28 protein-coding genes, 1 tRNA gene and 6 pseudogenes are annotated in these 22,645 nt (G+C 68.5%); 21 read left to right on the forward strand and 14 right to left on the reverse strand.

Going from position 1 to position 22,645, the window contains the following annotated elements; genetic code table 11:
• Positions 1–400: 400 nt before the first annotated feature.
• The 4 genes from AAF143_RS14670 to AAF143_RS14685 form a co-directional block, all read right to left on the reverse strand.
• Positions 401–805, reverse strand: coding sequence for an ABC transporter permease subunit (locus AAF143_RS14670; RefSeq protein ID WP_414027278.1), 405 nt, complete (start codon positions 803–805; stop codon positions 401–403).
• The gene (locus AAF143_RS14675; protein ID WP_414027279.1) at positions 775–1,344 is read right to left on the reverse strand and encodes an ABC transporter permease subunit; all 570 of its coding nucleotides are present in this window, start codon (positions 1,342–1,344) and stop codon (positions 775–777) included. Before AAF143_RS14675 ends, AAF143_RS14670 begins: the two co-directional genes overlap by 31 nt.
• Before the next feature lie 55 nt (positions 1,345–1,399).
• Positions 1,400–2,416: an amino acid ABC transporter substrate-binding protein gene (locus AAF143_RS14680; protein ID WP_414027280.1), complete on the reverse strand. Its 1,017-nt coding sequence runs from the start codon at positions 2,414–2,416 to the stop codon at positions 1,400–1,402.
• Between the two features lie 142 nt (positions 2,417–2,558).
• Positions 2,559–3,257, reverse strand: a complete 699-nt coding sequence (locus tag AAF143_RS14685; RefSeq protein ID WP_255006722.1) for a GAP family protein — start codon at positions 3,255–3,257, stop codon at positions 2,559–2,561.
• Between the two features lie 141 nt (positions 3,258–3,398).
• On the opposite strand from AAF143_RS14685, the gene AAF143_RS14690 reads away from it, so the two are divergent.
• The 7 genes and pseudogenes from AAF143_RS14690 to AAF143_RS14720 all read left to right on the forward strand — a co-directional run bounded on the left by AAF143_RS14690 (position 3,399) and on the right by AAF143_RS14720 (position 8,774).
• Positions 3,399–4,139, forward strand: a complete 741-nt coding sequence (locus AAF143_RS14690; RefSeq protein WP_255006724.1) for a hypothetical protein — start codon at positions 3,399–3,401, stop codon at positions 4,137–4,139.
• Between the two features lie 83 nt (positions 4,140–4,222).
• A complete protein-coding gene (locus AAF143_RS14695; protein ID WP_255006725.1) occupies positions 4,223–4,771 on the forward strand; it encodes a YqhA family protein in 549 nt (182 codons plus the stop codon).
• A complete protein-coding gene (pyrC, locus tag AAF143_RS14700) occupies positions 4,768–5,868 on the forward strand; it encodes a dihydroorotase (protein WP_255006726.1) in 1,101 nt (366 codons plus the stop codon). The genes AAF143_RS14695 and pyrC overlap by 4 nt, the downstream gene beginning before the upstream one ends.
• Positions 5,869–5,873: 5 nt before the next feature.
• Positions 5,874–6,167: a hypothetical protein gene (locus AAF143_RS14705; protein WP_414027281.1), complete on the forward strand. Its 294-nt coding sequence runs from the start codon at positions 5,874–5,876 to the stop codon at positions 6,165–6,167.
• A gap of 243 nt (positions 6,168–6,410) precedes the next feature.
• Positions 6,411–7,884 (forward strand): annotated as a pseudogene (maeA, locus tag AAF143_RS14710) (oxaloacetate-decarboxylating malate dehydrogenase).
• 23 nt (positions 7,885–7,907) lie between these two features.
• Complete coding sequence (locus AAF143_RS14715; protein ID WP_414027282.1) at positions 7,908–8,171, forward strand: hypothetical protein; 264 nt, start codon at positions 7,908–7,910, stop codon at positions 8,169–8,171.
• Between the two features lie 96 nt (positions 8,172–8,267).
• Complete coding sequence (locus tag AAF143_RS14720; protein ID WP_255006730.1) at positions 8,268–8,774, forward strand: hypothetical protein; 507 nt, start codon at positions 8,268–8,270, stop codon at positions 8,772–8,774.
• 14 nt (positions 8,775–8,788) lie between these two features.
• On the opposite strand, the gene AAF143_RS14725 is transcribed toward AAF143_RS14720, so the two are convergent.
• A tRNA-Leu gene (locus AAF143_RS14725) sits at positions 8,789–8,872 on the reverse strand.
• 70 nt (positions 8,873–8,942) lie between these two features.
• Between AAF143_RS14725 and AAF143_RS14730 the strand changes: the two genes are divergently transcribed.
• The 4 genes and pseudogenes from AAF143_RS14730 (at position 8,943) to AAF143_RS14745 (ending at position 11,364) form a co-directional block, all read left to right on the forward strand.
• The gene (locus tag AAF143_RS14730; RefSeq protein ID WP_255006732.1) at positions 8,943–9,167 is read left to right on the forward strand and encodes an NAD(P)H-quinone oxidoreductase subunit L; all 225 of its coding nucleotides are present in this window, start codon (positions 8,943–8,945) and stop codon (positions 9,165–9,167) included.
• Positions 9,168–9,170: 3 nt separating this feature from the next.
• Positions 9,171–9,505, forward strand: a pseudogene (locus AAF143_RS14735) (DUF3007 family protein).
• Between the two features lie 45 nt (positions 9,506–9,550).
• Positions 9,551–10,358, forward strand: a pseudogene (gene trpA, locus AAF143_RS14740) (tryptophan synthase subunit alpha).
• Positions 10,351–11,364: a mechanosensitive ion channel family protein gene (locus AAF143_RS14745; protein WP_255006744.1), complete on the forward strand. Its 1,014-nt coding sequence runs from the start codon at positions 10,351–10,353 to the stop codon at positions 11,362–11,364. Before trpA ends, AAF143_RS14745 begins: the two are co-directional and overlap by 8 nt.
• A gap of 1 nt (position 11,365) precedes the next feature.
• Here the strand turns inward: AAF143_RS14745 and AAF143_RS14750 are convergent, their stop codons facing one another.
• Complete coding sequence (locus AAF143_RS14750; RefSeq protein ID WP_255006745.1) at positions 11,366–11,737, reverse strand: AbrB family transcriptional regulator; 372 nt, start codon at positions 11,735–11,737, stop codon at positions 11,366–11,368.
• A 143-nt stretch (positions 11,738–11,880) separates the two neighbouring features.
• On the opposite strand from AAF143_RS14750, the gene AAF143_RS14755 reads away from it, so the two are divergent.
• On the forward strand, positions 11,881–12,150 hold the full coding sequence (locus AAF143_RS14755) for a YciI family protein (RefSeq protein ID WP_255006746.1): 270 nt from the start codon (positions 11,881–11,883) through the stop codon (positions 12,148–12,150).
• Here AAF143_RS14755 and AAF143_RS14760 read toward each other — a convergent pair.
• Entirely contained in the window at positions 12,126–12,479 is a 354-nt protein-coding gene (locus AAF143_RS14760; protein WP_414027512.1) for a c-type cytochrome, read from the reverse strand. The two genes, AAF143_RS14755 and AAF143_RS14760, sit on opposite strands and share 25 nt — an antisense overlap.
• Positions 12,480–12,557: 78 nt before the next feature.
• Between AAF143_RS14760 and AAF143_RS14765 the strand changes: the two genes are divergently transcribed.
• From AAF143_RS14765 to AAF143_RS14780, 4 genes are all read left to right on the forward strand, one after another.
• Positions 12,558–13,796: a metallophosphoesterase family protein gene (locus AAF143_RS14765; protein WP_255006747.1), complete on the forward strand. Its 1,239-nt coding sequence runs from the start codon at positions 12,558–12,560 to the stop codon at positions 13,794–13,796.
• Positions 13,797–13,800: 4 nt separating this feature from the next.
• Complete coding sequence (locus AAF143_RS14770; RefSeq protein ID WP_414027283.1) at positions 13,801–14,610, forward strand: AAA family ATPase; 810 nt, start codon at positions 13,801–13,803, stop codon at positions 14,608–14,610.
• A 124-nt stretch (positions 14,611–14,734) separates the two neighbouring features.
• Positions 14,735–16,306 carry a hypothetical protein gene (locus AAF143_RS14775; protein ID WP_414027284.1) on the forward strand — a complete coding sequence of 524 codons (1,572 nt, stop codon included), beginning with the start codon at positions 14,735–14,737 and terminating at the stop codon, positions 16,304–16,306.
• Between the two features lie 8 nt (positions 16,307–16,314).
• A complete protein-coding gene (locus tag AAF143_RS14780; protein WP_414027285.1) occupies positions 16,315–16,569 on the forward strand; it encodes a hypothetical protein in 255 nt (84 codons plus the stop codon).
• A gap of 135 nt (positions 16,570–16,704) precedes the next feature.
• On the opposite strand, the gene AAF143_RS14785 is transcribed toward AAF143_RS14780, so the two are convergent.
• Both AAF143_RS14785 and AAF143_RS14790 read right to left on the reverse strand, forming a co-directional pair.
• Positions 16,705–17,076, reverse strand: a complete 372-nt coding sequence (locus AAF143_RS14785) for an AbrB family transcriptional regulator (protein WP_255006749.1) — start codon at positions 17,074–17,076, stop codon at positions 16,705–16,707.
• 70 nt (positions 17,077–17,146) lie between these two features.
• Positions 17,147–17,383: a DUF3136 domain-containing protein gene (locus AAF143_RS14790; protein ID WP_255006750.1), complete on the reverse strand. Its 237-nt coding sequence runs from the start codon at positions 17,381–17,383 to the stop codon at positions 17,147–17,149.
• A gap of 127 nt (positions 17,384–17,510) precedes the next feature.
• On the opposite strand from AAF143_RS14790, the gene AAF143_RS14795 reads away from it, so the two are divergent.
• Complete coding sequence (locus tag AAF143_RS14795; protein WP_255006755.1) at positions 17,511–18,002, forward strand: GNAT family N-acetyltransferase; 492 nt, start codon at positions 17,511–17,513, stop codon at positions 18,000–18,002.
• A 9-nt stretch (positions 18,003–18,011) separates the two neighbouring features.
• Positions 18,012–18,539, forward strand: a complete 528-nt coding sequence (locus AAF143_RS14800; RefSeq protein WP_255006756.1) for a Nif11 domain/cupin domain-containing protein — start codon at positions 18,012–18,014, stop codon at positions 18,537–18,539.
• Here the strand turns inward: AAF143_RS14800 and AAF143_RS14805 are convergent.
• The 4 genes and pseudogenes from AAF143_RS14805 to AAF143_RS14820 all read right to left on the reverse strand — a co-directional run.
• Entirely contained in the window at positions 18,451–18,978 is a 528-nt protein-coding gene (locus tag AAF143_RS14805; protein ID WP_255006757.1) for a phosphate-starvation-inducible PsiE family protein, read from the reverse strand. The two genes, AAF143_RS14800 and AAF143_RS14805, sit on opposite strands and share 89 nt — an antisense overlap.
• The gene (locus AAF143_RS14810) at positions 18,975–19,244 is read right to left on the reverse strand and encodes a hypothetical protein (protein ID WP_255006758.1); all 270 of its coding nucleotides are present in this window, start codon (positions 19,242–19,244) and stop codon (positions 18,975–18,977) included. The genes AAF143_RS14805 and AAF143_RS14810 overlap by 4 nt, the downstream gene beginning before the upstream one ends.
• A gap of 44 nt (positions 19,245–19,288) precedes the next feature.
• On the reverse strand, positions 19,289–19,603 hold the full coding sequence (locus AAF143_RS14815) for a hypothetical protein (RefSeq protein WP_255006759.1): 315 nt from the start codon (positions 19,601–19,603) through the stop codon (positions 19,289–19,291).
• A 10-nt stretch (positions 19,604–19,613) separates the two neighbouring features.
• A pseudogene (locus tag AAF143_RS14820) lies at positions 19,614–19,970 on the reverse strand (DUF1232 domain-containing protein); the annotation flags it as partial.
• Between the two features lie 183 nt (positions 19,971–20,153).
• Between AAF143_RS14820 and AAF143_RS14825 the strand changes: the two are divergent.
• Together AAF143_RS14825 and AAF143_RS14830 are read left to right on the forward strand one after the other, a co-directional pair.
• A pseudogene (locus tag AAF143_RS14825) lies at positions 20,154–20,641 on the forward strand (DUF2214 family protein).
• Between the two features lie 20 nt (positions 20,642–20,661).
• Positions 20,662–21,435 carry a peptidase gene (locus tag AAF143_RS14830; RefSeq protein ID WP_255006764.1) on the forward strand — a complete coding sequence of 258 codons (774 nt, stop codon included), beginning with the start codon at positions 20,662–20,664 and terminating at the stop codon, positions 21,433–21,435.
• Positions 21,436–21,438: 3 nt separating this feature from the next.
• Here the strand turns inward: AAF143_RS14830 and hisIE are convergent.
• Positions 21,439–22,126: pseudogene (gene hisIE / locus AAF143_RS14835) on the reverse strand (bifunctional phosphoribosyl-AMP cyclohydrolase/phosphoribosyl-ATP diphosphatase HisIE).
• Between the two features lie 43 nt (positions 22,127–22,169).
• On the opposite strand from hisIE, the gene AAF143_RS14840 reads away from it, so the two are divergent.
• Positions 22,170–22,640: a 6-carboxytetrahydropterin synthase gene (locus tag AAF143_RS14840; RefSeq protein ID WP_255006766.1), complete on the forward strand. Its 471-nt coding sequence runs from the start codon at positions 22,170–22,172 to the stop codon at positions 22,638–22,640.
• The last annotated feature ends 5 nt before the right edge of the window (positions 22,641–22,645 follow it).

The raw sequence follows: 22,645 nt of genomic DNA on the forward strand, positions 1-22,645 counted from the left end.
GGCCAGCAGCAGGGCGGTGATCGCCCACCAGCGCAGTTGCAGGGGCAGGCTGAGCGCCAGGGCGGCGGGGGCCCAGAGGCCGAGGGCCACGAGCAGACCGGCGGCCAGCCTGTCGTTGAAGGGCCAGCGGCGGCCCCGCAGCAGCCCCCAGCCCAGGCCGGTGGCGGCCGCCAGCAGGCCCACCAGCAGCCACAGGCGCCACTGCTGCTCGATCGGGTAGCGGCCCACCGCCAGCAGGGTGCTGTTGGCCTGGATCACCAGCCATTGGGCCCGACCGAAGGCCCAGCGCCCGAAGGCCAAGGCCGCGGCCACGATCGCCACGATCAGCACCGCACTCACCGCCCCATCGAGGGGGTGGCCATCAGTTCCCGGCGCAGGCGTTGGGGAAGGGAGCGGGTCATCAGCGTTCGCGGATCTGTACCAGGCCGTTGAGCCCGTTCATCAGCGCCGAGATCAGCAGATCGAGCACCAGGTAGGAGCCCAGCAGCAGCAGGATCACCTCCACCGCGCGACCGGTCTGGTTGAGGGTGGTTTCAGCCACCGAATAGAGGTCGGCGTAGCCCACGGCCACCGCCAGGGAGGAATTCTTGGCCAGGGAGATGTATTGGCTGTTGAGGCCCGGGATGATCACCCGCAGGGCCTGGGGCAGCACCACCCGGCGCAGGGTGGTGGCCCAGTGCAGCCCCAGGGAGGCGGCGGCCTCCCACTGCCCCTTGGGCACCGCGGCGATGCCGCCGCGCACCACCTCGGCGATGAAGGCGCCGGTATAGGCGATCAGTCCGGTGAGCAGCGCCGTGAACTCCACCGAAAGCCGCAGGGGGCGTGCCAGACCCCATTGATCAGCTCCGGACCCTGCCAGAGCCAGCCGGCTTCGAATCCAGCGCCGTAGAGCCCCGATTTGGCCAACACCAGGCCCGGCAGCTGCAGGGCGCCGGTGCCGTTGGGCAAGGAGAGAAACACGACGAAATACCAGAACACCAGTTGCAGCAGCAACGGGATGTTGCGGATCACCTCCACGTACACGGCCGCCAGGCGCCACAGCAGACCATTGCTGCTGAAGGAGGCCATGCCCAGCAGGGTGCCCAGCAGGGTGGAGCCCACCAGGCCCAGGAGCACCGCCCGCAGGGTGTTCGCCAGGCCGGCCAGCAGCGCGCGCCAGTAGGGCAACTCGGCGTTGAAGGGCAGCACCGACTCGGAGAGATCAAAGCCGGCCGGCTGCCCCAGCCAGCGCCAGCTCAAAAGCAGGCCAGCGGCGCTGAGATTGCGCACCAGGTTGCCGAGCAGAAAGGCGATCACCACCAGGATCAGCAGACCCACCAGGGCCTGCACCAGCCAGGGAATCACGCGCCGGTCCCGCCACCAGGGGGCCTGGGCGCCGCCGCGGGAAGAGGGGTCTGGCTCAACGGAAGGGAGGCGAGTAGATCAGGCCGCCTTCTTTCCACTGGCGGTTCAGACCGCGCTCCAGCTTGAGCTTGGAGTTCTGCCCCACGTTGCGCTCGAAGATCTCGCCGTAGTTGCCCACGGCGCTCACCGCCTTGACCACGAAATCGGGCGGCAGGCCCAGCTGCTTGCCGAAGTCTCCCTCCACCCCCAGGAAGCGGCGCAGGTCGGCCAGGTTGGGATTGGCCTTGGCCTCGGCCACCTTGGCGGCCACGTTGGCCTGGGTGATGCCCAGCTCTTCGGCCTGCATCAGGCCGTAGATGGTCCAGCGCACCGCATCGGCCCAGGCCGGATCGGCGTTCACCGTGGCCGGGGTGAGGGGCTCCTTGCTGAGCACCTCCGTGAGCAGCTCGTGGGCCTTGGGATCGGGGAAGCCGGTGCGCTTGGCCGCCAGCTGGGAGCGGTCACTGGTGACCGCCAGACAGCGTCCGCCGAGGTAGGCGGTGTAGGTCTGGTCGCCGGTCTGGAACTTCAGCGGGTTGTAGGCCACCTTGAGCTCGCGCATGCGGTCGGCGAGGTTGAGCTCGGTGGTGGTGCCGCTTTCCACGCAGATCGGCTTGCCGGCCAGATCCTTGAGGGTCTTGACACCGCTGGCCACGGGCACCATCACCCCCTGACCGTCGTAGAAGGTGGTGGGCGCGAAGCTCAGGCCATTGCCGCCGGCGGCGTCGCGGCTGAGGGTCTCGGTGGTGTTGCGCGAGAGCAGATCGATTTCACCACTGGCCAGGGCGGCGAAGCGCTCGCTGGAGTTGAGGTCGCGGTATTCGATCTTGTCGGGATCATTGACCACCGCGGCCGACACCGCCTTGCAGATGTCCACATCAAGGCCGCTGTAGCGGCCATCGGATTCCACAAAGCTGAAGCCAGGAAGCTTGCCATCCACGCCGCAGAGGAGCTTGCCGCGGCTGCGGATGGTGCTGAGCTTCTCGCTCTGAACCCCATTGCCGCCGCTGTCATTGGCGCAGCCGCCCAGCACCAGGGCCAGCAGCAGGGGGCGGCGAGGAAGCGGCGATGCAGAGGAGCCATCAGGGCCAGGGAAACGTGCCAGCAGTGTGCCAGCGGCAGCGGACCGCTCCAGTAACCATGCCGACAGGGCCGGCCTCAGGCCAGGGCGACCCTCAGGCCAAAGCAGTCCCCATCTGAAGCAACCCTTCAACCCCCTGCCAACCGAGGTAGGCCGCCAGCAGCAGCGCCAGCACGCCCACCAGCGGTTCGGCCCGGTGCACCAGCCAGTCCTTGATACGGGAGAGCGGCGCTTCCAGCCGGCCACCGCTGAGAATCCAGATCAGGGGCGGCAGCAGCAGCAGCGAGCTGGCCATCAGCACAAACACCGAACCGATCTCCAGGTCGGTGATCAGGCCGGGACGGTTGGTGAGCACCAGGCCCGCCTCCTTCACATAGAACACGAAGTTCTCCGGGCTGATCAGGGCGCAGCCCATGCCCAGGCCCAGCAGCGGCGCCAGATCCAGATCGGGGAGGCGTTGCATCAACTGCATCGCCCAGCCTTCCTCACCGATGCTCACCGCCGGGGTGAGCTGGAACAGGCCCAGCCCCAGCAGGGCCCCGGCGCCGATCAGATCCACCAGCACCTGGCCGCGGCCGCCCTGGTGCAGCAGGTGGGTGAAGCGCTGGCCGAAGACCACGAAGGCCCACAGGGCGCCGCCGTTGGCCAGGGCCCAGCCGGTCAGGAAGCTGCCGCTGCGCAGCAGGGGCTGCTGGCCCAGCAGCAGCAGCGCCACCAGGGCGATGGTGATCGGCGAAAAGGCCACCCCCAGGCCGAGCATCGTGGTCTGGGCGAACCAATGGAAGGGGTGCATGCCGAAGCCTGTCGTCGCTCGATTCTGATGATCGGGCCGCTGCGCTGCGACGGCGGCGGCCCAGCGAGCAACACTGCGTGGGCTTTGCCTTCCGAGCGGGATCAACCGCCATACATTGCAGAAAGAGACAGGCGTGCCGCCATGAAAGCCCACCAACTCCAGACCCTGCGTGCCCTGTTCGCCCACCCCGTCAGCCACGGGATCAGGCTCAGCGAAGCCGAGGCGCTCTGCCATGCCCTGGGCGCCGAGGTGGATCAGCACGGCGGGCGGCTGCAGATCCGGCTGGAGGCGGGGCCTGAAACCTGGCTGCACTGCGGTGGGCACCACCGCACAACCCTCGATCCGGAGGCGGTGCTGCGGCTGCGCCATTTCCTTGAGGAGGCGGGCGTCAGTCCAGAGCATCCCGAAACCGAAGCCGATACTCCCCGGGGCGACCAGGGCCACCGCCTGGTGCTGCACCTGAGCCATCAGCACACCGACGCCTTCCAGCTGGAGGGCGAAGCGGTGGAGCATGCCGTGCTTCGCCCCGAAGGGATCTGGGGCTCAGGCCAGAGCCTCACCCATCGCCACGACCGTGACGTCGCCGGCCAGCGGGCTCCCCTCGACCACGACTACCTCAGCCGGATCACCGCGGCGATCGCCGCTGCCGATGCCGTGCTGCTGCTGGGCCATGGCACCGGTGAGAGCGACCTGCGCCAGGTGATGCTGCGCCATCTCAAGACCCACCGCCGCGATCTGCTGGAGCGGATCGTCGGGGTGGTGACCCTCAACGACGCCGACCTCGGTGAGGGGGAACTGCTGGCGATCGCCCGCGAGCAGTTCGGCAACCTCCCCCACCGCCAACTGCTGCGGGTGCCGGGGCAGGAGCTGAGGGAAGCCTGAGGCCAGGGGCGAGCGAACGGGCCAGGACTCGGCCAGGCCTTGGGAGTCGCCGGATCAAGGCAGCCCCTGCCTAAGGTCCCCCGATGGCGCCTTCCCGGAACACTCCCCGCAAGCGTTTCGAGCAGCGCTTCGAGCGCTGGCTCTGGCGCGTCCGCCTGATGGCGATCGTGCCGGTGGTGATGAGCCTGGTGAGCACCGCCGCCTCCTTTGTGCTGGGTACGCGGGAGATCTTCAAGGCGCTGTTCAAGATTTTCGGCGGCCAGTTCGAGCCCAAGGGCGAGGCCAAGCTGCTGGCGGAACTGGTGTCGGGGGTGGATCTCTACCTGATCGGCATCGCCCTGCTGATTTTTGGCTACGGGGTCTATGAACTGCTGATCTCCGACATCGAGGCGGCCAAGGGCCACGACCAGAACAGCAGCGGATTGCTGGACATCCGCAGCCTCGACGGGCTGAAGGAGAAACTGGTCAAGGTGATTGTGGTGGCCCTGATCGTGGCCGCCTTCAAGGCGATGCTGAGCTTCCCGATCACCGATGGCACCTCGCTGGTCTTCTTCTGCGCCAGCGTGCTGCTGCTGGCCGTGAGCGGTTACCTGGTGACGGGCGGCCCGCCGGGCTCCCGGGGCCCGAAATGAGCGGACTCCCGCTCCAGGCCACGGACCCAGGCACGCTGCGCCTGAGGCGCCCCGACGACTGGCATGTGCACCTGCGCGAGGGGGCTCTGCTGCAGGCGGTCGTGGGGGCAACGGCCCGGGTTTTCGCCCGGGCGATCGTGATGCCCAACCTCAGCCCACCGATCACCACCGTGGCGGCGGCGACGGCCTACCGGGACCAGATCCTGGCGGCGCTTCCCAAGGCGGCCGCGTTCACGCCGCTGATGACCGCCTACCTCACCGACGCGAGCGAACCAGACGAACTGGAGCGGGGGTTCCGCGCCGGGGTGTTCACGGCCTGCAAGCTCTACCCCGCCCACGCCACCACCAACTCCGCCGCAGGGGTGAGCGAGCTGGCCCGCATCACTCCGGTGCTGGAGCGCTTGCAGGCGATCGGCATGCCCCTGTTGATCCACGGGGAGGTCACCGATTCGGAGGTGGACATCTTCGATCGCGAGCGGGTGTTCATCGAACGGCATCTGGAGCCGCTGCTGGGCCGATTCCCCGCCCTGAAGGTGGTGCTGGAGCACATCACCACCACCGAGGCGGTGGATTTTGTGGCCGCCGCCGGCCCGCAGTTGGCCGCCACGATCACCCCCCATCACCTGCAGATCAACCGCAACGCGATGTTCCACCGCGGGCTGCGCCCGGATTTCTACTGCCTGCCGGTGGCCAAGCGGGAACTGCACCGGCTGGCCCTGCGCCAGGCCGCCACCTCCGGCAACCCCAAGTTCTTCCTGGGCACCGATTCAGCCCCCCACCCCCGGGGCGCCAAGGAATCGGCCTGCGGCTGCGCCGGGATCTACAACGCGCCGGTCGCGATCGAGAGCTACGCCCAGGTGTTCGAGCAGGAGGGAGCCCTGGGTCGCCTTGAAGCCTTCGCCTCGGAATTCGGACCGCGCTTCTACGGCCTGCCGCTGAACGATGGAACGATCGAACTGCAACGGCAAGCGCAGGTGGTGCCGATGCTGCAGGAGTTCGAGAACGGGAGTGCGCTGCCGGCCGACCGGGAGCCTCTGGCCCTGGTGCCGTTCCACGCCGGAGACACCATGCCCTGGAGGCTGAACACCAACAAGTGACAACGGTGACAGTCAGCAGCTGTCACAGGCTCCATGCTGTTGCTGTGTCGATGCGCAGCAAGACGATGGTTGTCTCTCCTCTAGCCCCCAGCCGCACCCGGGCCTACCGCCTGGTGGATCAGCACGGATGCCCCCACCCCGTCCTCGACGACCTCTATGACTCCCCCGACGCGGCCTGGGGCGACGCGGTGCAGTGGTGGAGTGAGCAGGGGTTGGGCAGCCTCGAGTCGATCGGCATCGGCGTGGAAGTGAGCACCGCTTGTGGTGACTGGCGCACCCTGCGCCATCCTGGGGCCTGAGTTTTCTGAGCACCACGGCCCAGCTCCCCAGGTCCATCGGTACGCGCCTGCGGGGCGCTGAACTCCTTTCCCATCCAGGCCTCAACAAGGGCACCGCCTTCAGCCGCGGCGAGCGCCTGGCCCTGGGCCTCGAAGCCCTGCTGCCCTACCAGGTGGAAAGCCTGGAGCAGCAGGTGCAGCGGGTCTGGGCCCAGTTCCAGGAGCTGGCCGATCCGCTGCAGCGCTTCCACCTTCGCGTCGGCCCTGCGCCAGAACAACCTCACCCTTTTCCACCGCTTCCTCGAAGAGCACATCGAGGCGGTGCTGCCGATCGTCTACACACCGACGGTGGGTGCGGCGATCCAACGCTTCAGCGCCACCTACCGCACCCCTTCACAGGGGATCTACCTGGCGGCACCCGATCAGGAGCGCCTGGCTGAACTGCTGGCCCAGGGCATGGTCCAGACCGGGCTCCACCCAGCGGAGCTGCTGCTGGTCACCGACTCCGAAGGCATCCTCGGCATCGGCGACCAGGGCATCGGCGGCATCCACATCTGCCAGGGCAAGCTCGCGGTCTACACCCTCTGCGCCGGGCTCGATCCCGAACGCGCGCTGCCGGTGGTGCTCGATGTGGGCACCGACCGCGCCGACCTGCTCGCCGATCCCCTCTACCCCGGCTGGCGCCAGCCGCGCCTGCGTGGAGCGGCCTACGAAGACTTCATCGCCACCTTCGTGGCCGCCGTGGAGCAGCTGGCACCCCACGCCTTCCTGCACTGGGAAGACTTCGGCACCGCCAATGCCCGCCGCAACCTGGAGTCCTACCGGCACCGGCTCGCCAGCTTTAATGACGACATCCAGGGCACCAGCGGCGTGGCCAGCGCCGCCGTGCTCGCCGCCGCCCGGGGTCTGGGCCAGACCCTGGCGGAGCAGCGCATCGTGATCTTCGGCGCCGGCACCGCCGGCTTCGGCATCGCCGAGCGGCTGGCGCGGCTGCTCGAGCGCGGCGGCATGGGGCCCAAGGAGGCACGGCGGCGGATCTGGCTGATCGATCGCCAGGGGCTGCTGCGCAGCGACCACTACGATCTCCCCCAGCCTCCGGGCCTTCGCCAGGCCGCTGGAGGAGCTGACGTCCTTCCCCCGGGACGCCCATGGCGCCATCAACCTGCAGACGGTGCTGGAGCAGGTGCGGCCCAGCGTGCTGATCGGCACCTCGACGGTGGCCGGGGCCTTCAACCGCGCCGCGGTCGAGACGATGGCCGCCGGGGTGGAGCGGCCGATCATCCTGCCGCTCTCGAACCCCACCGCCCTGGCGGAGGCCCAGCCCGCCGACCTGCTGGCCTGGACGGGCGGACGGGCCCTGGTGGCCACCGGCAGCCCCTTCGAGCCGGTGAGCGTGGCGGCGGGCCTGCGGGTGATCGGGCAGTGCAACAACTGTTTTCTGTTCCCGGGTCTGGGACTGGCCTCCGTGGCCGTGGGGGCGCGGGAGGTGAGCGAGGAGATGATCGATGCGGCCCTGGAGGCCCTGGCCCTGGCGATCCCCGCCACCCACGATCCGCAGGCTCCGTTGATGCCGCCCCTGACGGCCGTTCAGGCGGTGTCGCGGGCGGTGGCCGAGGCCGTGGCCTTCGCGGCGGTGGACCAGGGCCTGGCCCGGCTGGCCCGCAGCCACCACGAGGCGATCGAGCGGCTGAACGCTGCCACCTGGAGTGCCCGCTACCGTTTGATCGAGGCGCTCTGAGCCCACCCATCGCCGAGCAGTCCATGGCCGCCCGCCTCGCCATCGGAGCGATCCACGTCAGGCCGGAGGTGATGGAGTGGATCGGCCAGGAAACCCTCGATCGGCTGTTGATGCGCCACCGGCGCGGCGACTGGGGGCTCGTCGATGGCCGGGACGCCCGGGCCAACACCCTGGCCGCCTACCACCAGCAGGGGGCCTGCGCAGTGTGTACGACGTGGGCGGCGAGATTCAGGTGTGGATCATCACCGGCGATCTGGGTCTCGACAGCCTGCACACCACGGTGCTGATTCCCAGCGATGAATGAACCGGCCAGCTCAGCGGCGGTTCACGGCTGACCAGCCGGCGGCCTGCCGTAACTTCAACGGGCCCCACCCATCGGCCCCATGACCCAGCGCCTGACGATCCGCTGCGCCCGTTCGCTCCAGCGCCTGGCCCAGGCGAGTCTCCCGGCTGTGGTTGCCCTGGCCGGCTTGGGTGCCGCCGCCCAGGCCGCGCCGGTGTGCACCTTCCTGGCGCCGATCGGTGGCAACGGGACGAGCCCGATCATTTCCAAGTCGGTGGGGCGCGGTAAGGCGATCGGCAAGACCAACTGGAACACCGACTTCGTGGTCAACCAGCCCTACACCAGCTTCAAGTTCTTCTTCACCGCCAATTCCTCCGACGCCGGTGCCAAGTACCCGGTGGAGGGGTTCATGAAGTTCAGCGATGGCTCCAACTTAAAAGTGATCAACGAGACCATGAACCCGCCGATCGGCACCGGGCGGATGTTCGGCCCGTTCCCCGCCATCCCCGGCAAGCAGGCCAGCCAGATGAACTTCAAGGTGGGCGCCAGCAGTGACCCCGGAGCCCTGGGCTTCAGCTACCGGATTTCAGTGCAGGGCTGCAACTAGGGCGTCCTGGGCGATGGGGGCAGGGGGACTTGAACCCCCACAACGTTGCCGTCTGCGGATTTTAAGTCCGCTGCGTCTACCAATTTCGCCATGCCCCCGGCCTGCGCATCCTAGATTTCCCTCACACAGCATCCTGGTTCCGTGGCCTTGCCTGGTGTCCTCAGCTCGATGTCCACTGAGACCCTTCTGGTGCTCGGGGCCTATGGCGCCATCGGCGCCGCCTACCTAGTGGTGGTGCCCCTGGCCCTCTACTGGTGGATGAACCGCCGCTGGACCGCCATGGGCAAGATCGAACGCACCGCCGTCTACGGGCTTGTGTTCCTGTTCTTCCCGGGTCTGATTCTGTTCGCCCCCTTCCTCAACCTGCGACTCTCCGGCCAGGGCGAGGTCTGAGCCATGACCCGCGGCATGGCGATCCTGCTCGGGCTCGGAGTGTTCGGCCTCGGCGGCCTCGGCTACCTGGGGTTCCAGGCGGCGGGCTTTGAGGGCTTCTCCGCCGGCATCGCCGCCGAGGCGCTGCTGATCGTGCTGGTGCTGGGCTGGACCGGCAGCTACCTGTTCCGGGTGGTCACGGGAAACATGACCTACATGCAGCAGCGCCGCCGCTACCGCGCCGCCTACGACGCCGAAACCGACGAAGATCTGCAACGCCAGTTCGATGCTCTCTCCCCGCGGAGCAGGAGAAGCTGCTCAAAGAGGTCGGGCAGCTCAAGGCCGACTCCGAGCTCTGAACTCCAACCCATAGGCTCACTGGCAACTCCGAGCGCCAACGGCCGATGGGCGGCACCCTCCTCCAGCAACGGTTCCAGCTGCTCCAGCAGCAGCAGCGCTGCGCCCTGATGCCGTTCCTGGTCGCCGGCGACCCCGACCTGGCCACCACCCGAGCCGCCCTGCTGGGGCTCCAGGGGGCCGGCGCCGATGTGATCGAGCTGGGAATCCCCTACAGCGACCCCCTGGCGGATGGTCCGGTGATCCAGGCCGCCGCCGGCCGGGCCCTGGCCGCCGGCACCACCCCGGGGGCGGTGCTGGAGCTGCTGGGCGGCCTGCGGGGAGCTGACCATTCCGGTGGTGCTGTTCACCTACAGCAACCCCCTGCTCAACCGCGGCATGGAGGCCTTCTGCGCCGCCGCCGCCGCCGCCGGGGTGGCGGGCCTGGTGGTGCCGGATCTGCCCCTGGAGGAGGCCGACCAGCTCTCGGTGATCGCCGCGGCCCATGGCCTTGATCTGGTGCTGCTGGTGGCTCCCACCACCCCCGACGAACGCCTGGCGCGCATCGCCGCCGCCAGCCGGGGCTTCACCTATCTGGTGTCGGTGACAGGGGTGACCGGCGTGCGCTCCAACCTCCAGCAGGGCGTTGAGCAGCGGGTGAAACAGCTCAAGGCCCTGGGCCCCACCCCCGTGGCCGTGGGCTTCGGAATCTCCGACCCCGAGCAGGCCCGCCAGGTGCGCGCCTGGGGCGCCGACGGGGCGATCGTCGGCAGCGCCCTGGTGAAGGTGATGGCCGAGGCAGTGGATTCAGGAAGCTCGGCCCCCTTGGCCGCCGTCCACTTCTGCGCTCGCCTGCGGGCGGCTCTGAATGACTGAAGCCCTGATGCCCGCCCTGCTGATGGCCCTGGTCCGGCTGGCGGGGGGCCTGCTGGCGCTGGGATTGGCCCATCTGATCGCCCGCCGACTGATCCGGGGCGTGGACCGCCGGGACCCCGCACTCACCGAGCGCTTCATCCTCGATCGCCTGGAGGGCACCGCCCTGGGCCTGGGGGCGCTGGGGGTGCTGCTCTGGGCCTGGAGCGCCCTGGCCCTCGGTGGCCTGGCCGACCGGCTCGCGGGCGCCCTGGTTCAGCTGCTGGTGGTGGTCCTGGTGGTGCGGCTGCTGAACCGGATCCTGCTCAAGTTGCTCACGGTCGCCATCACCCGGGTGGGCGATTCCACCGCGGTGGAGGGCCTGATCGCCCTGGCTCCGATGCTGCGTTTCGTGCTCTGGGTGTTGGGCTTGCTGGTGTTTCTCCAGAACCAGGGGGTGCGGCTCACCGCGGTGGTCGGAGCGCTGGCGGGGGCGGGCCTGGGCATCGGCTTCGCGCTGCAAGGGCCGGCCAAGGATGTGATCAATTACCTCACGATCCTGTTCGATCGACCCTTCGAAGTCGGTCAGCTGATCCGCTTCGATGACGTCTGGGGACGGGTGTCGAGGGTGGGGTTGCGCTCAACCCAGTTGCTCAGCCTCGATGGTGAGCGTGTGGTGATCAACAACGGCGACCTGCTGGGCAAGACGCTGCGCAATTACGCCGATCTGAAGGAACGCCGCGTGCTGCAACGTTTCATCCTTCACAGCGGCACCCGGGCCGCGGAAGCGAGCAGCGTTGCCACATTGGTGCGCCAGGCCGTGGAGTCGGTGGAGGGGAGCCGCTTCAATCGCTGCCACCTGATCCAGTTGACTGAGCGGGGGCTGGTGTTTGAAATCTGCTATTTCCTTCCAGGCGCTGATCTGGTGGCGTCGCTGGACGCCCAGCAACGGATCAATCTGCAGCTGCTGGAGCGAATGGTCGGTGCCGGACTGCGGTTCGCTGAACCACCTCCGGCACCGGGCGCCTAGCTCATTCCTCGTCGTCGTCGCTGCTGCCGACCGGCATCAGGCGGATCTGCTTGCGCCCCAGCTTGATCTCGAAATCATCACCGGGCTTGAGATCCAGCAGGGCGGTGTAGGCCTTGCCGATCAGCAGATTGCCGTTGCCCTGCACGGTGGCCACGTAGCTCAGCTTGCGACCACCTTTGCCCACCGCAGCGCCGCTGGAGCCAAGGGAGACTCCCTTGGCTTCGAGCAGGGCCTCATAGAAAGCGGTGAAGTTCAGGCGCTCGGATCCATCCTTTTTGGTGGAGACATAACCGCTGGCCCGCACCAGGTCGGATTTACTGACATCACCAAGCTCCTTGACTTTTGCAAGGAGATCGGAACCCGTGAGTGCCACAGTTGAAACGCTAAAGACAATCAGAATATAGCGAACAACCGGCGAGGTTGGTCAAACCGGATGGAACTGGAATGACACCGATCACACCTGCGGCCCTGAGGAGCCCCCGCCACTAACCTCGCGGGGATCCGACCACCGTGGCCATGGCAAAATTCGTGCTCTGGGGCACCTACTGCGACAACGCCCTTGAGCGGCGAGGCCCCTTCCGCGAAGAGCATCTCGCCGGCCTGCGGCAACAGCAACAGGATGGAGTTCTGATCACCCTCGGGCCCACCGAAGGCAGCACCCATGTGTTCGGTATCTACGAAGCCGGCACGCAGGAACTGGTGGAAACCCTGCTGCGCCAGGATGTCTATTGGCGCAACGGAATCTGGACCGAGCTGAAGGTTTATCCCTGGATCCAGGCCTTTTGAGCTTGCTGCCACACCCAGGCCCCCACCGCCTCGGCTCCCCCGGGTCCGAGGGCCTCGCCGTAGCCCCCCATCTGGCCGAGGCCGTTGGCGGCCACCAGGGCGATCGCCTCCGCACTGGCGAGTCCGCGCCGCTCCAGGGCCTTGAGCTTGAGGGTCTGGGAGCGGCGGATGATGTTGCCGCCGTTGATATGGCAGGCGGCGCAGTGATTCGCGAACAAGCGGGCGCCCTGGCCAGAGGCCCCCTGGGCTGATTTGTCATCAGCGCTCAAACCCCCGGCGGGCAGGGGCCACAGCACCACAAGGAGAGCAAACCCCAGCAACAGGGCCAGGCCCCAGCGACCCAGGGCCGCCAGGGCCTGGGCCTGCTGTCGCTGGGCAGGAGGGGCACACTGAGCGAGACGTTGCCCATGGAGCGCAAGGGGCCGATGGTGTCGTTTCTGCACAGCGCCGACTGGCAGATCGGCAAACCCTATGCCCGGGTGAGCGATCCGGATAAGCGGGCACGACTGCGGCAGGCGCGCCTGGAGGTGATCGATCGCCTCGGGCCCCTGGCGCACTCCAGCGGTGCGGCCTTCCTGCTGGTGGCGGGCGATCTGTTCGATTCCCCCACCCCCAGCTCCAGCGACGTGAGCGCCGTCTGTTTCGCCCTCGGCCGCCTGGGCCTGCCGGTCCTGGTGATCCCCGGCAACCATGACCACGGGGCACCCGGATCGCTCTGGCACTCGGCCTTTTTCCAGGCCGAACGGGAACTGCGCGCCCTGAACCTTCAGGTGCTGCTGGAGCGTCGGCCGCTGGTGCTGGAGCAGGCGGTGGTGCTCCCCTGCCCCCTGCTGCGGCGCCAGGACAGCGAGGACCCCAGCGGCTGGTTGCGGGAACTCGACTGGGACACCCTGCCGGCGGAGCGACCGCGGATCGTGCTGGCCCATGGCGCCACATCGGGCTTCGGCGCCATCGATCTGGAGGCCGACGAGGACAACCCGCCGGCCGCCAACAACCTGCTGCGCCTGGAGGACGCCCTGCTCGCGTCGGTCGACTACGTCGCCCTCGGCGACTGGCACGGCCTCAAGCAGGTGGCCGAGAAGGTCTGGTACGCGGGTTGCCCGGAGCAGGACCGCTTCCCACGCTCCAGCGACTACCGCTCCGGCCAGGTGCTGCAGGTGGCGGTGGAACGGGGCGGAGCCCCCACGGTCACGATCCAGCCCACCGGCCGTCTGAACTGGCATCAGCTGCGGTTTCGCTTCAACGGCGATGAGGATCTCGGGCGCTTCGAGCAACAACTGCTCGGCCTGTTGGGCGATCGGGTCGGTCAGGACCTGCTGCTGCTGGAGGAGGAGGGCCAGCTCAGCCTGCAGGGCCACCGCCGCCACGCCCTGCTGCTGGAGCGACTGGAGGCCCAGCTGCTGCGCCTCAAGCGCCGCGGCCACTGCGAGGCCAGCCCGGAGGGCGATGAGCTGGCCGAGCTCACCCTGCGGCCCGGCGACCCCCTGATCGCCAAGGTGGCCCATGCGCTGAACCAGCAACTGGAAGACGCCCAGGCCACAGAGCAGGCCACTGAGCAGGCCATGGAGCAGCCCGAGGAAACGGGCGCCGTGGTGCGCCTGGCCCTCAGTGAACTGCACCAGCTGGTGCAGGAATGCAGCCCCTGAGCCCATGCGTCTGCTCTCCTGCCACCTGCGCCGGGTCCGCCTGCACAGCGACCTGGAACTGAGCTTCGATCCCGGCCTGACCGTGGTCGGCGGCCCCAACGAGGCCGGCAAGAGCACCCTGGTGGAAGCCCTGCACAAGGGTCTGTTCCTGCGGGCCACAGCCACCGGCCGTGGGGTGGAGGAGCTGCGGGCCCGTCGCCATGGCGGCCAGCCGGAGGTGGAGATCCGTTTTGAGGCGGGCGGCCAGCGCTGGCAGCTGCGCAAGCGCTTCTCCGGCGCCAGCGGCACCTGCCACCTCAGCAACGACGCCGGCCTGGCCCTCTCCGGTGGCGCCGCCGAGGAGGCCCTGGCCCGACTGCTGGGGGTGGGCCAGCCGGTGGAGGGACGCCGCATCGCCCAGTTGCCGGAACGCTGGGCCCACCTCTGGGTGCGCCAGGGGGAAGGTGGCGCCAACCCCCTCTCGGGCCATGGCGAGCGCTACGACCTGGGGCGCCTGGTGGAGCAGCTGCAACGACGGGGCGGCACCGAGGCCCTCCACTCCCCCTGGACCGGCAGGTGCTGGAGCGCATCACCGAGCAGCTGGAGGTCAGCTTCACCAGCACGGGCCGCGTGCGGGCCGGATCGGCCCTGGCCCTGGTCCGCCAGGACGATCAGGAGGCCCAGCGGCGGGTGCACCTGGCCCAGACCCGCTGTGAGGAACTGGAAGCCTCGATGGAGCAACTTCGAGGCCTCCAGCAACGGCTCGAGCAGATCGAACGCATCGAGCGCCCGGCCCTGGAGCAACGCCAGGCCCTCGCCCACAGCCTGCGCCTGAAGCAGGCGGAGCTGGAGCCCTCGCGCCAGCGCCTGCACGTGCTGGAAGCCACCCTCCAGCAGTTCCAGTCACTCAACTCCCAGCGGGAGCGCCAGCTCCTGGAGCAGCAGCGGCTCCAGGGGAGTTGGATCAGGCCGCCGCCGCCCTGGGCCGGCTCCAGGCCCAACAACTCGAGCGCCGGGAGAGCCACGCTCAGCAGCTGGCGCGCTCCAAGGCCCTCAGGGAGCGGCAGGAACGGCTGGAGCTACAGCTGGAGCTGGCCCGCCTGGAGAGCAGCGAACGCCAGCTGCTGCTCCACCGCCAGCAGTTCGAGAGTTTGCAGCAGCAGGCCGAGCAGGCCAAGGTCACCCTGGCGGCCCTGCCGGCCATCGACCAGACCCAGGTGCGGCAGCTGAGGGAAGCCGAACAACGGGCCGAGCGCACCAGCGCCCGCTGCGACGCGATGGCCACCAGCCTGGAACTAATCAGCTCCGACCAGACGGTGCAGCTGGGGGGTGCCGCTGGAAGCCGGGGCCCCGCGCACCCTGCTGGAGCCCACGGAGCTCAGCATCGGCGTGGGCGTGCGGCTGCGAATCAGCCCGGGGGTGGCGACGCCCTGGCCCTGGCCCGGCGCCAGCGCCAGCAGGAGCAGTCTGCGCTCACCGCCCTGCGCGCGGAACTGAAGGTGAGCAGCAGCGAAGCCGCCGAGACGATCGAGCGCCAGCGGCGTCAGTTGGAGACGGAGCTGGCCAACCTGCGCCAGAGCGCCAGCACGATCCCCTGGAGCGGCCTGAGTGATCGCCTCGCCGCCCTGGCCCCCCAACGGGCCCGCCTGGTGGCGGCCCTTGCGGCTGCGCCCAGGGCCGAGGCGCCCGAAGCGGAACCTGAGCTTGGCGAACAGGAGGTGGGCGCGCTCGAGAGCCTGGAGCCAGCGTTGGGTGATCTGCGCCAGCTGCTCTCAGGCCTCAACAGCGCACTGGAGGCGAGTCAGCGGGCCCAGGACAGCGACCGGGAACGGGAACAGGCACTGGCGCAGCAACTGGCGGAACAGCGCCAGCGCTTTGATCAGTTGCAGGGCTCCCTGCTGGCCCTGGAGCAACGGCGGCAGGAGCTGCTCAGCAGCCACGGCGACCTGGAGCGCCTCAGCGCCAGCCTCGGCCAGCAGGCCGCGGAGCTGCGGGCCGAGGAAAGGGTGCTGGAGTCGATGGCGCGGGAGCTGCTTGAACTGGATCCACGGGCCGATGACCCAGCCATGGATGTGACGCCTGCAGCGGCCCCCGGAGAGGCCGCTGGCGCGATCGGCGAACTCCCCACAGGCCTCGAGGCCAGAATCAACGCCGAGAGGAGCCGGCTGGAGGGGGAAAAGGACGGCCTCTTGACCCGCAAGGGGCAGTGCGAGCAACTGATTGGGAGTTTGAGCTCCAGTGACCCACGCGCCGAGTTGGAGTTCCGCCAGGCGGAGTGGGAGGCCACCCGGGCGGAGCGGGCGGCGATCGAGCGGCGGGTCGCCGCCCTGCAGCTGCTGCAAACCCTTTTTCTGGCGGCCCAGGATGATCTCGCCAGCCGCTACGGCGCGCCGTTGACGGCCGCCCTGGGGCCCTACCTGCTGGCCCTGGGCCAGGCGGCGGAGGCCCCCAGTTGCAGCTCGATCCACAGCAGGGCTTTGGGGATCTGCTGCTGCGGCAGGACGGCGAAAGTTTCGGCTTCGAGCGGCTGAGCGGCGGCATGCGCGAACAACTCGCCTCGGCCCTGCGGCTGGCGCTGGCGGAAGTGCTGCTGCCGGCCTACGACGGTTGCCTGCCGTTGGTGTTCGACGATGCCTTCACCAACACCGACCCACAGCGCCTACCGCTGATCAGGCAGATGCTGGCCCTGGGTGTCAGCCGTGGGGTGCAGGTGATCCTTTTGACCTGCACCCCCGATGACTATCTCGAGCTGAGCGAACCACCCCACGGCGGACGACTGGAATCCATCCAGTGATGGGGTTGAACGGGCCTCGCCCCCACTCACGGGCCAAGATTGTGCCCTTGATAACATTTCGGCCCGTTCGCAAGCGCAGCCAAGGGCTGCTGTGGTGCGGCACCCAGGGACGCCCTCCTGGCGCCCGCTGGGGAATCAATCCTCGTCGTCTTCGCTGGAGCCGGCGGGGATCAGGCGAATCTGCTTGCGGCCGAGCTTGATCTCGAATTCATCACCGGGCTTGAGATCCAGCAGGGCGGTGTAGGCCTTACCGATGAGCAGATTCCCGTTGCCCTGCACCGTGGCGATGTAGCTGAGCTTGCGGCCGCCCTTGCTCACCTTGCCGCTGGAGCCAAGCTCCACGCCCTTGGCCTCCAGCAGGGCCTCGTAGAAGGCGGTGAAATTCAGGCGCTCGCCGCCGTCTTTTTTGGTGGAGACGTAGCCGGCGGCACGCACGATATCGGACTTGCTCACATCACCAAGTTCTTTGACCTTGGAAAGCAGCTCGGAACCCGTAAGGGGTGACATTAACGTTGCGATGAACTTGACAAATTCAAACTACACCATGCAGTCCAGCTCTGACCACCAAGTCGACGAACTAGTCGGGCTTGTCTCCACCGGCGCGGCGGGTGCGTTCATAGCGTTGGTAGAGCTCGGTTGGTGATCTGTAGCGCTGGGGGAGGGAATCGTGGAGTCGCTGAAGGTTGTGCCAACACAACGTGCGCTCGATCGTCTCCAGGCCCCGTTGTTCCCCCACCAACCGCCTCAGGGCCATGCAATAGGCGGAGAATCCTGCCTCCAGCTCGCCGATGGTGAGGGGTTTGTGTGTGGCCATGGCCTTCAACTCCGATCCATGGACTTGGCTAAACCGTAAAAAGGAGCCGACACCCCGCGCCGGTCCCAATCAAGGAAGCAGCGAAACTCTTTTCAATTCTTCGCAGCCTCCCCGTCAACCTAGTCCCATGGCCTTGCTTCGCCCCCTGCTGCCCGAGGACCTGCCCCAGCTGATCGAGGTCTACCGGCAAGCGGTGCTCGATCAGGCTCCGCCGCTGTACAGCCCGCGCCAGGTGGCGGCCTGGGCCGGCCACAGCGCTGGAGTCGCGCTGGAGGCGGAACTGTCAGCGGGATTCGGCCTGGCCAGCTGCTCCGAGGGGGGCGCCACGATCGAGGCCTTCGCCCTGCTGCAGCCGATCGATCGCCTCTCGCTGCTGTATTGCCGCGGCCGCTCCAGCCGCCAGGGTCGCGCCTCGGCCCTGCTGGAGGCGCTGGAGAACCATGGCCGCAGAATGGGTGTAACGCGCCTGCGCACCGAAGCCAGTCAGCTCTCGAGGCCCCTGCTGGAGCGCCGGGGCTGGCGGGTGGAGCGGCCCGAACAGGTGCTGTTCGCCGGCGTGCTGTTCGACCGCTTCCGCATGGGCAAGTTCCTGGACGAACCAGGCGTCCCCACACCTTGAACCGAAGCCATGGCGGAAGCCGACCTGCAACGCTTTCTCGAAAAAGTGCGCCAGTTGCAGGCCTTCGTGGCCCTGGGCGAAACCCAGCCGGAGTTACGCCGCGCCCTGCGGGAGTGCGGCCACCACCATCAGGTGGTGGATCTGGCGGCCCGCTGGGGGTTCAGCATCGGCCGGCGCTGGGGTGAGTCCAACGGCCCTGACGGTCCACGGGCCGGCAACCTGCTCGCCCAGCCATGCCCCTCACCGGGCCAGGAGCGCAGCGACGTGCTCCTGGAAGCCCCTGGCTTGCGCCTGGAGTCGATCCATTCCTGCTCAGCTGTGAGCCCCGAAGGTCAGTGGTACGACCAGAGCGAAACGGAATGGGTGCTGTTGCTCCAGGGCAGTGCCAGGCTGCGTTTTGAGGATGAGCCCCAGCCCCGGGATCTGGCGGTGGGGGATGCGCTGCTGATCAGTCCGCATCGGCGTCATCGGGTCGAGGGAACCGATCCTTCCCCAGGAACCGTTTGGCTCGCCCTGTTCCTTGGGACGACGAGCTGATCGCCACCGGCTGGCGCACCAGCCAGTAGGCCGCGGCCAGGGACAGCACCACCAGGCCCAGCCCGGCCAGCAGTAACGGCTTGTCTTCCGACCCAGGCGGAAGCACGATCACCTTTCGCGCCACCGCCGTGAGCGCGGTGACCAGCACCAGCTCGATCTGGATCACCTTGCGGCGCAGATAGGCCGTGAGGTTCTGCAGCACCTCCAGGGCGATCAGCACGTTGAGCACATCACCCAGCACTCGGGTGAGTTCATCCCCCAGCCAGGTGGTTTCCGTGTTGAGCAGATCGCTCCAGACCAGCTGCAGCAGGTGGATGCTGGCCACCACCACCACCAAAGCGAGGATCAGCGAGAGGGCCTTGGCCAGCAGGCGTTCCCCCTGGTCGATCCCCCGCAGGAAAGCCTGGTCGTCCTGCAGGATCCGCAGCAGCCGCTTCATTGGCTGAAGGGACTGAACTGGGGCTTGGCGGGGGTGTCACCCGGGGGGTTCGTGAGCTTGGTGTCACAGGTGATGGCGCCATCGGCGGCCGTGACGCAGTTCTCGGGCGTGACCGTGGTGCTCGGACCCACCTTGCCGCGGTTCCCGGGACTGAGCAGGAAACGCTGGCTCTGGGCCAGGGCCCCAGGAGCGGCAAGCACCAGAGCGGTGGACCCCAGGGCCAGCAGCATCGATCCAATCAACAGCCGTGGCGACGAAGCGGACATGGGCGGGCGAGAAAAGGGTGATGGTGACAGTTTGCCTGGGACCATCAAGGCTTGAGGTCGGCGCGAATCTCTTCGAGCAACAGGTCGAGCTGGCCCAGGGGATCCTCGAAGTCAGTGCCCCCTTCGGCCTGCCCCTCCTCGCCCTGCCACTGCTCCTCGATGCCACAGAGACGCTCGGCCAGGCCGGCGAGACCGGCGCGGCCATAGGTGCGCTCGAGCTCCCCCAGCAGCACCGGCATGCGGATCGAACTGGCCCTCAGGGCGCGGCGCAGATCGGCCTGGGTGCGGCCGGTGTGGCGCAGCCATTCCTTGAGGAAGGTCTGCAGCTCCTCCAGCTGCTCCGTGCTGAGGGTGGCCATCACCGGCTGGGGGAAACCAGCGATCCAGCTTGCGCTGCGCCCGCAGGCGGATGTCCGGTGTGAGGTGCCGGCCGCAGAGGCCCAGCAGGGCCGTGAGCGCCACCAGATCGTCGCTGAAGCCTGCCGCGGGGATGAAATCAGGAATCAGATCGAGGGGCAGCAGCAGATAGGTGAGCGCCGCCAGCATCGTGAAGCGCACCTGGTAGGGGGTGTCGCCATCGAGCAGCAACTCCAGGCACTCGATCGCCGGTCGGGCCAGCAGGCGGCCGGCCCGGCGCAACAACCGCCGCAGGGTCCCCTCATCGACAACGGTGCTTTCAAGCACCTCGGTCTCGACCGGATCCGCTGCGCCGTTGGCTGATGACATGGCCTGGCCCGCCGAAAAAAACGAACGCCCTCATTGTGGGCCGCCCCTGCCGGTGGGGTCGAGCCCTGGTTATCCGCCCACCCTCGGGGTGATGGCCGTCAGCCGGCCTCCTTCGGGCCATGGCCCACCGAAGCGCCAGGCCCAGGCCCCCGCTACGGTCGTCGGGCTAACAATCCAGCTCCGATGCCCGGCTTCGCCGTCCTGCCCACCGACGTGCTCACCAGCGCCGGGGTGGCCTATGCGCACTACGTGAGCATCATGCTCTGCTTCGGCGCCCTGGTGCTGGAGCGGCGTCTGATCAAGGCCAACCCGAGCCGGGGGAGGCCACCTTGATGGTGATCACCGATGTGGTCTACGGAATCGCCGCCCTCACCCTGCTGGTCAGCGGCATCCTGCGGGTGCTCTACTTCGGCCAGGGAACGGAGTTCTACACCGCCAATCCCGTGTTCTGGTGGAAGGTGGGTCTGTACATCGCCATCGGCACCCTTTCGCTCTATCCCACGGTCACCTACATCCTCTGGGCCCTCCCCCTGCGCAAGGGGGAACTGCCCCAGGTGAGCGAAGCCCTCGCCAACCGCCTCGCCTGGATCCTGAACATCGAACTGGCGGGCTTTGCCGCCATCCCCCTCTTGGCCACCTTGATGGCCCGGGGCGTGGGTCTGGCGGGCTGAGCCCCCACCCCACCACCGCCGTGTCCGAGCGTCGCCCCCGCTGGCCCGTCCAGGGATGGCCCCTGGCGCTGGGGCTCCTGCTGGTATTGGTGGCTGGCCAGGCCACGGGCGGCGCAGCCACGCTGCCGGCCGATCGGTGCCCTGCCGCCGTTGCGGTGCGGGTGATCGAAAGCGGCCAGGAACCGCTTCGGCCCACCCCACTCCCGGCCCCCAGCCCCGACGACTACCGCAATCGGATCAATCCAACGCCCGCCGGCTGGGCCCGGCGGGACCATTGGTGCGTCTGGGTGGAGCCGCTGGGGGGCAGGGAAGCGGAGCTCATCTGGCAGCGCCGCTGGCTGGGGGCTGTGGACGCCGCCCTGGCCACCTGGGAGAGATACATGCCGATCAGTCGGGTGGAGGATCCAGGCCGTGCCCAGGTGCGGCTTTACCGCAGGCGGCCACCGCTCATCGCTGAAGGCCGCCCGCAGCGGGCCAGCCACGGCCGTGCGCTGCTGCTGCTGGTGGAAGCCCAGCGCCAGGGGCAGCCGCTGGGCCAGAGGTTGCTGGAGCCGCGGGTGGAGGTGCTGATCAGCCCCGACCAGCGCCAACCGGCGATCCAGGCCACGGCCCTGCACGAACTGGGCCATGCCTTCGGCCTCTGGGGCCACAGCAACGACCCCGCTGATGCGATGGCGGCGGTGCCTGGAGCGCAACCGGTGCTGGAGCTCAGCCCCCGCGACTTGGCCACCCTGCGCTGGCTGCAGCAGCAGTCCGCCCTGGGGGGCCCTGGCCTGGTGCAGAACGGCCCTTAATGCTCACTCCCGCCGTGGCGCCCCGCGCCGCTCGGCCAGCACCTCCTGCACCCGGCGCCAGCTGACACCGTGGTGGGCCAGGGCTACCTGCACATGGAAAAGGATGTCGGCCGCTTCGCCGGCGATGGCGTCGGGGTCGTCGTCCTTGCAGGCCATCACGAATTCGGCGCTCTCCTCGCCCACCTTCTTGAGGATGCGGTTGTCGCCGCCCTCGAGGAGCTTGTTGGTGTAGCTGCCGGGCTCGGGCCGGTCGCGGCGCCCCTCGATCACCTGCGCCAGCTCGGTGCACACATCAGCCGGGGGCGGCAGGGCCGTGGACCCGCCGGCGCTGCGCTCGGGGCCGGGTTCAAAAGCAGCTGCGGGCGCCGGTGTGGCAGGCCACGTTGCCGGTCTGCTCGATTGTGAGCAGCAGCACATCGGCGTCGCAATCGAAGCGCAGATCCCGCAGCCGCTGGGTGTGGCCGCTGGTCGCCCCCTTGGGCCAGAGCTCGGCGCGGGAGCGGCTCCAGTAGTGCACCTCGCCCGTGGCCAGGGTGCGCTCGATCGCCTCGCGGTTCATCCAGGCCACCATCAGCACGGCGCCATCGAGCCAGTCCTGGGCCACCGCCGGAATCAATCCGGCTTCGCTGAAGCGCAGCTGATCGATCAGCTGCTCACTGAAGCGGGGGTCGGGGGGCTGAAATGATGCCACCACAGGGAACCGATCCGGCGGGGTCCGATCCTCCCGCACCACGATGACAGCCGCCTACACCTGCTCCAAGACCTTCAGCGGCTACCCCTGCTGCCACCGCCAATGGCGCCACGACGGCCACTGCCGTTTCGTGCATGGCTACAGCCGCAGCTTCAGCGTCGACTTCCGCGCCCACCACCTGGACGCGTACGGCTTCGTGGTCGATTTCTCCAGCCTCAAGGATCTCGAGGCCCAGCTGGCGGCCCAGTTCGATCACACCTTCCTGGCCAACGCCGACGATCCGCTCCTTCCCCTGTGGCAGGCGTTGCATGGGCAGGGCGCCCTGGACCTGCGGGTGATGGAGAACGTGGGCATGGAGGCAAGCGCCGAACTGGTCTGGGGTTGGGCCAATGAGCTGCTGCGCGAACGCGAGGAGGGCCGGGCCTGCTGTTGGCGGGTCGAGGCGCGCGAGAACGAGAAGAACGCCGCCCGCTTCCAGGCGCTGCCCGACTGGTACGAGGCGGACGCCTCGTGATCGTG

The sequence above is a fragment of the Cyanobium sp. ATX-6F1 genome, from assembly GCF_047395825.1.
Lineage (GTDB): Bacteria > Cyanobacteriota > Cyanobacteriia > PCC-6307 > Cyanobiaceae > ATX-6F1.

Bases quoted from the DNA above. Each gene is read 5' to 3' on its own strand.
- AAF143_RS14730 (WP_255006732.1), top strand. From the start codon at position 8,943: ATGTCCACTGAGACCCTTCTGGTGCTCGGGGCCTATGGCGCCATCGGC.
- AAF143_RS14755 (WP_255006746.1), top strand. From the start codon at position 11,881: ATGGCAAAATTCGTGCTCTGGGGCACCTACTGCGACAACGCCCTTGAG.
- AAF143_RS14815 (WP_255006759.1), bottom strand. From the start codon at position 19,603: ATGGCCACCCTCAGCACGGAGCAGCTGGAGGAGCTGCAGACCTTCCTC.
- AAF143_RS14780 (WP_414027285.1), top strand. From the start codon at position 16,315: ATGCGCGAACAACTCGCCTCGGCCCTGCGGCTGGCGCTGGCGGAAGTG.
- AAF143_RS14765 (WP_255006747.1), top strand. From the start codon at position 12,558: ATGGAGCGCAAGGGGCCGATGGTGTCGTTTCTGCACAGCGCCGACTGG.
- AAF143_RS14805 (WP_255006757.1), bottom strand. From the start codon at position 18,978: ATGAAGCGGCTGCTGCGGATCCTGCAGGACGACCAGGCTTTCCTGCGG.
- AAF143_RS14690 (WP_255006724.1), top strand. From the start codon at position 3,399: ATGAAAGCCCACCAACTCCAGACCCTGCGTGCCCTGTTCGCCCACCCC.
- AAF143_RS14685 (WP_255006722.1), bottom strand. From the start codon at position 3,257: ATGCACCCCTTCCATTGGTTCGCCCAGACCACGATGCTCGGCCTGGGG.
- AAF143_RS14785 (WP_255006749.1), bottom strand. From the start codon at position 17,076: ATGTCACCCCTTACGGGTTCCGAGCTGCTTTCCAAGGTCAAAGAACTT.
- AAF143_RS14840 (WP_255006766.1), top strand. From the start codon at position 22,170: ATGACAGCCGCCTACACCTGCTCCAAGACCTTCAGCGGCTACCCCTGC.
- AAF143_RS14810 (WP_255006758.1), bottom strand. From the start codon at position 19,244: ATGTCCGCTTCGTCGCCACGGCTGTTGATTGGATCGATGCTGCTGGCC.
- AAF143_RS14715 (WP_414027282.1), top strand. From the start codon at position 7,908: ATGGCCGCCCGCCTCGCCATCGGAGCGATCCACGTCAGGCCGGAGGTG.
- AAF143_RS14800 (WP_255006756.1), top strand. From the start codon at position 18,012: ATGGCGGAAGCCGACCTGCAACGCTTTCTCGAAAAAGTGCGCCAGTTG.
- AAF143_RS14745 (WP_255006744.1), top strand. From the start codon at position 10,351: ATGACTGAAGCCCTGATGCCCGCCCTGCTGATGGCCCTGGTCCGGCTG.
- AAF143_RS14770 (WP_414027283.1), top strand. From the start codon at position 13,801: ATGCGTCTGCTCTCCTGCCACCTGCGCCGGGTCCGCCTGCACAGCGAC.
- pyrC (WP_255006726.1), top strand. From the start codon at position 4,768: ATGAGCGGACTCCCGCTCCAGGCCACGGACCCAGGCACGCTGCGCCTG.
- AAF143_RS14795 (WP_255006755.1), top strand. From the start codon at position 17,511: ATGGCCTTGCTTCGCCCCCTGCTGCCCGAGGACCTGCCCCAGCTGATC.
- AAF143_RS14695 (WP_255006725.1), top strand. From the start codon at position 4,223: ATGGCGCCTTCCCGGAACACTCCCCGCAAGCGTTTCGAGCAGCGCTTC.
- AAF143_RS14720 (WP_255006730.1), top strand. From the start codon at position 8,268: ATGACCCAGCGCCTGACGATCCGCTGCGCCCGTTCGCTCCAGCGCCTG.
- AAF143_RS14790 (WP_255006750.1), bottom strand. From the start codon at position 17,383: ATGGCCACACACAAACCCCTCACCATCGGCGAGCTGGAGGCAGGATTC.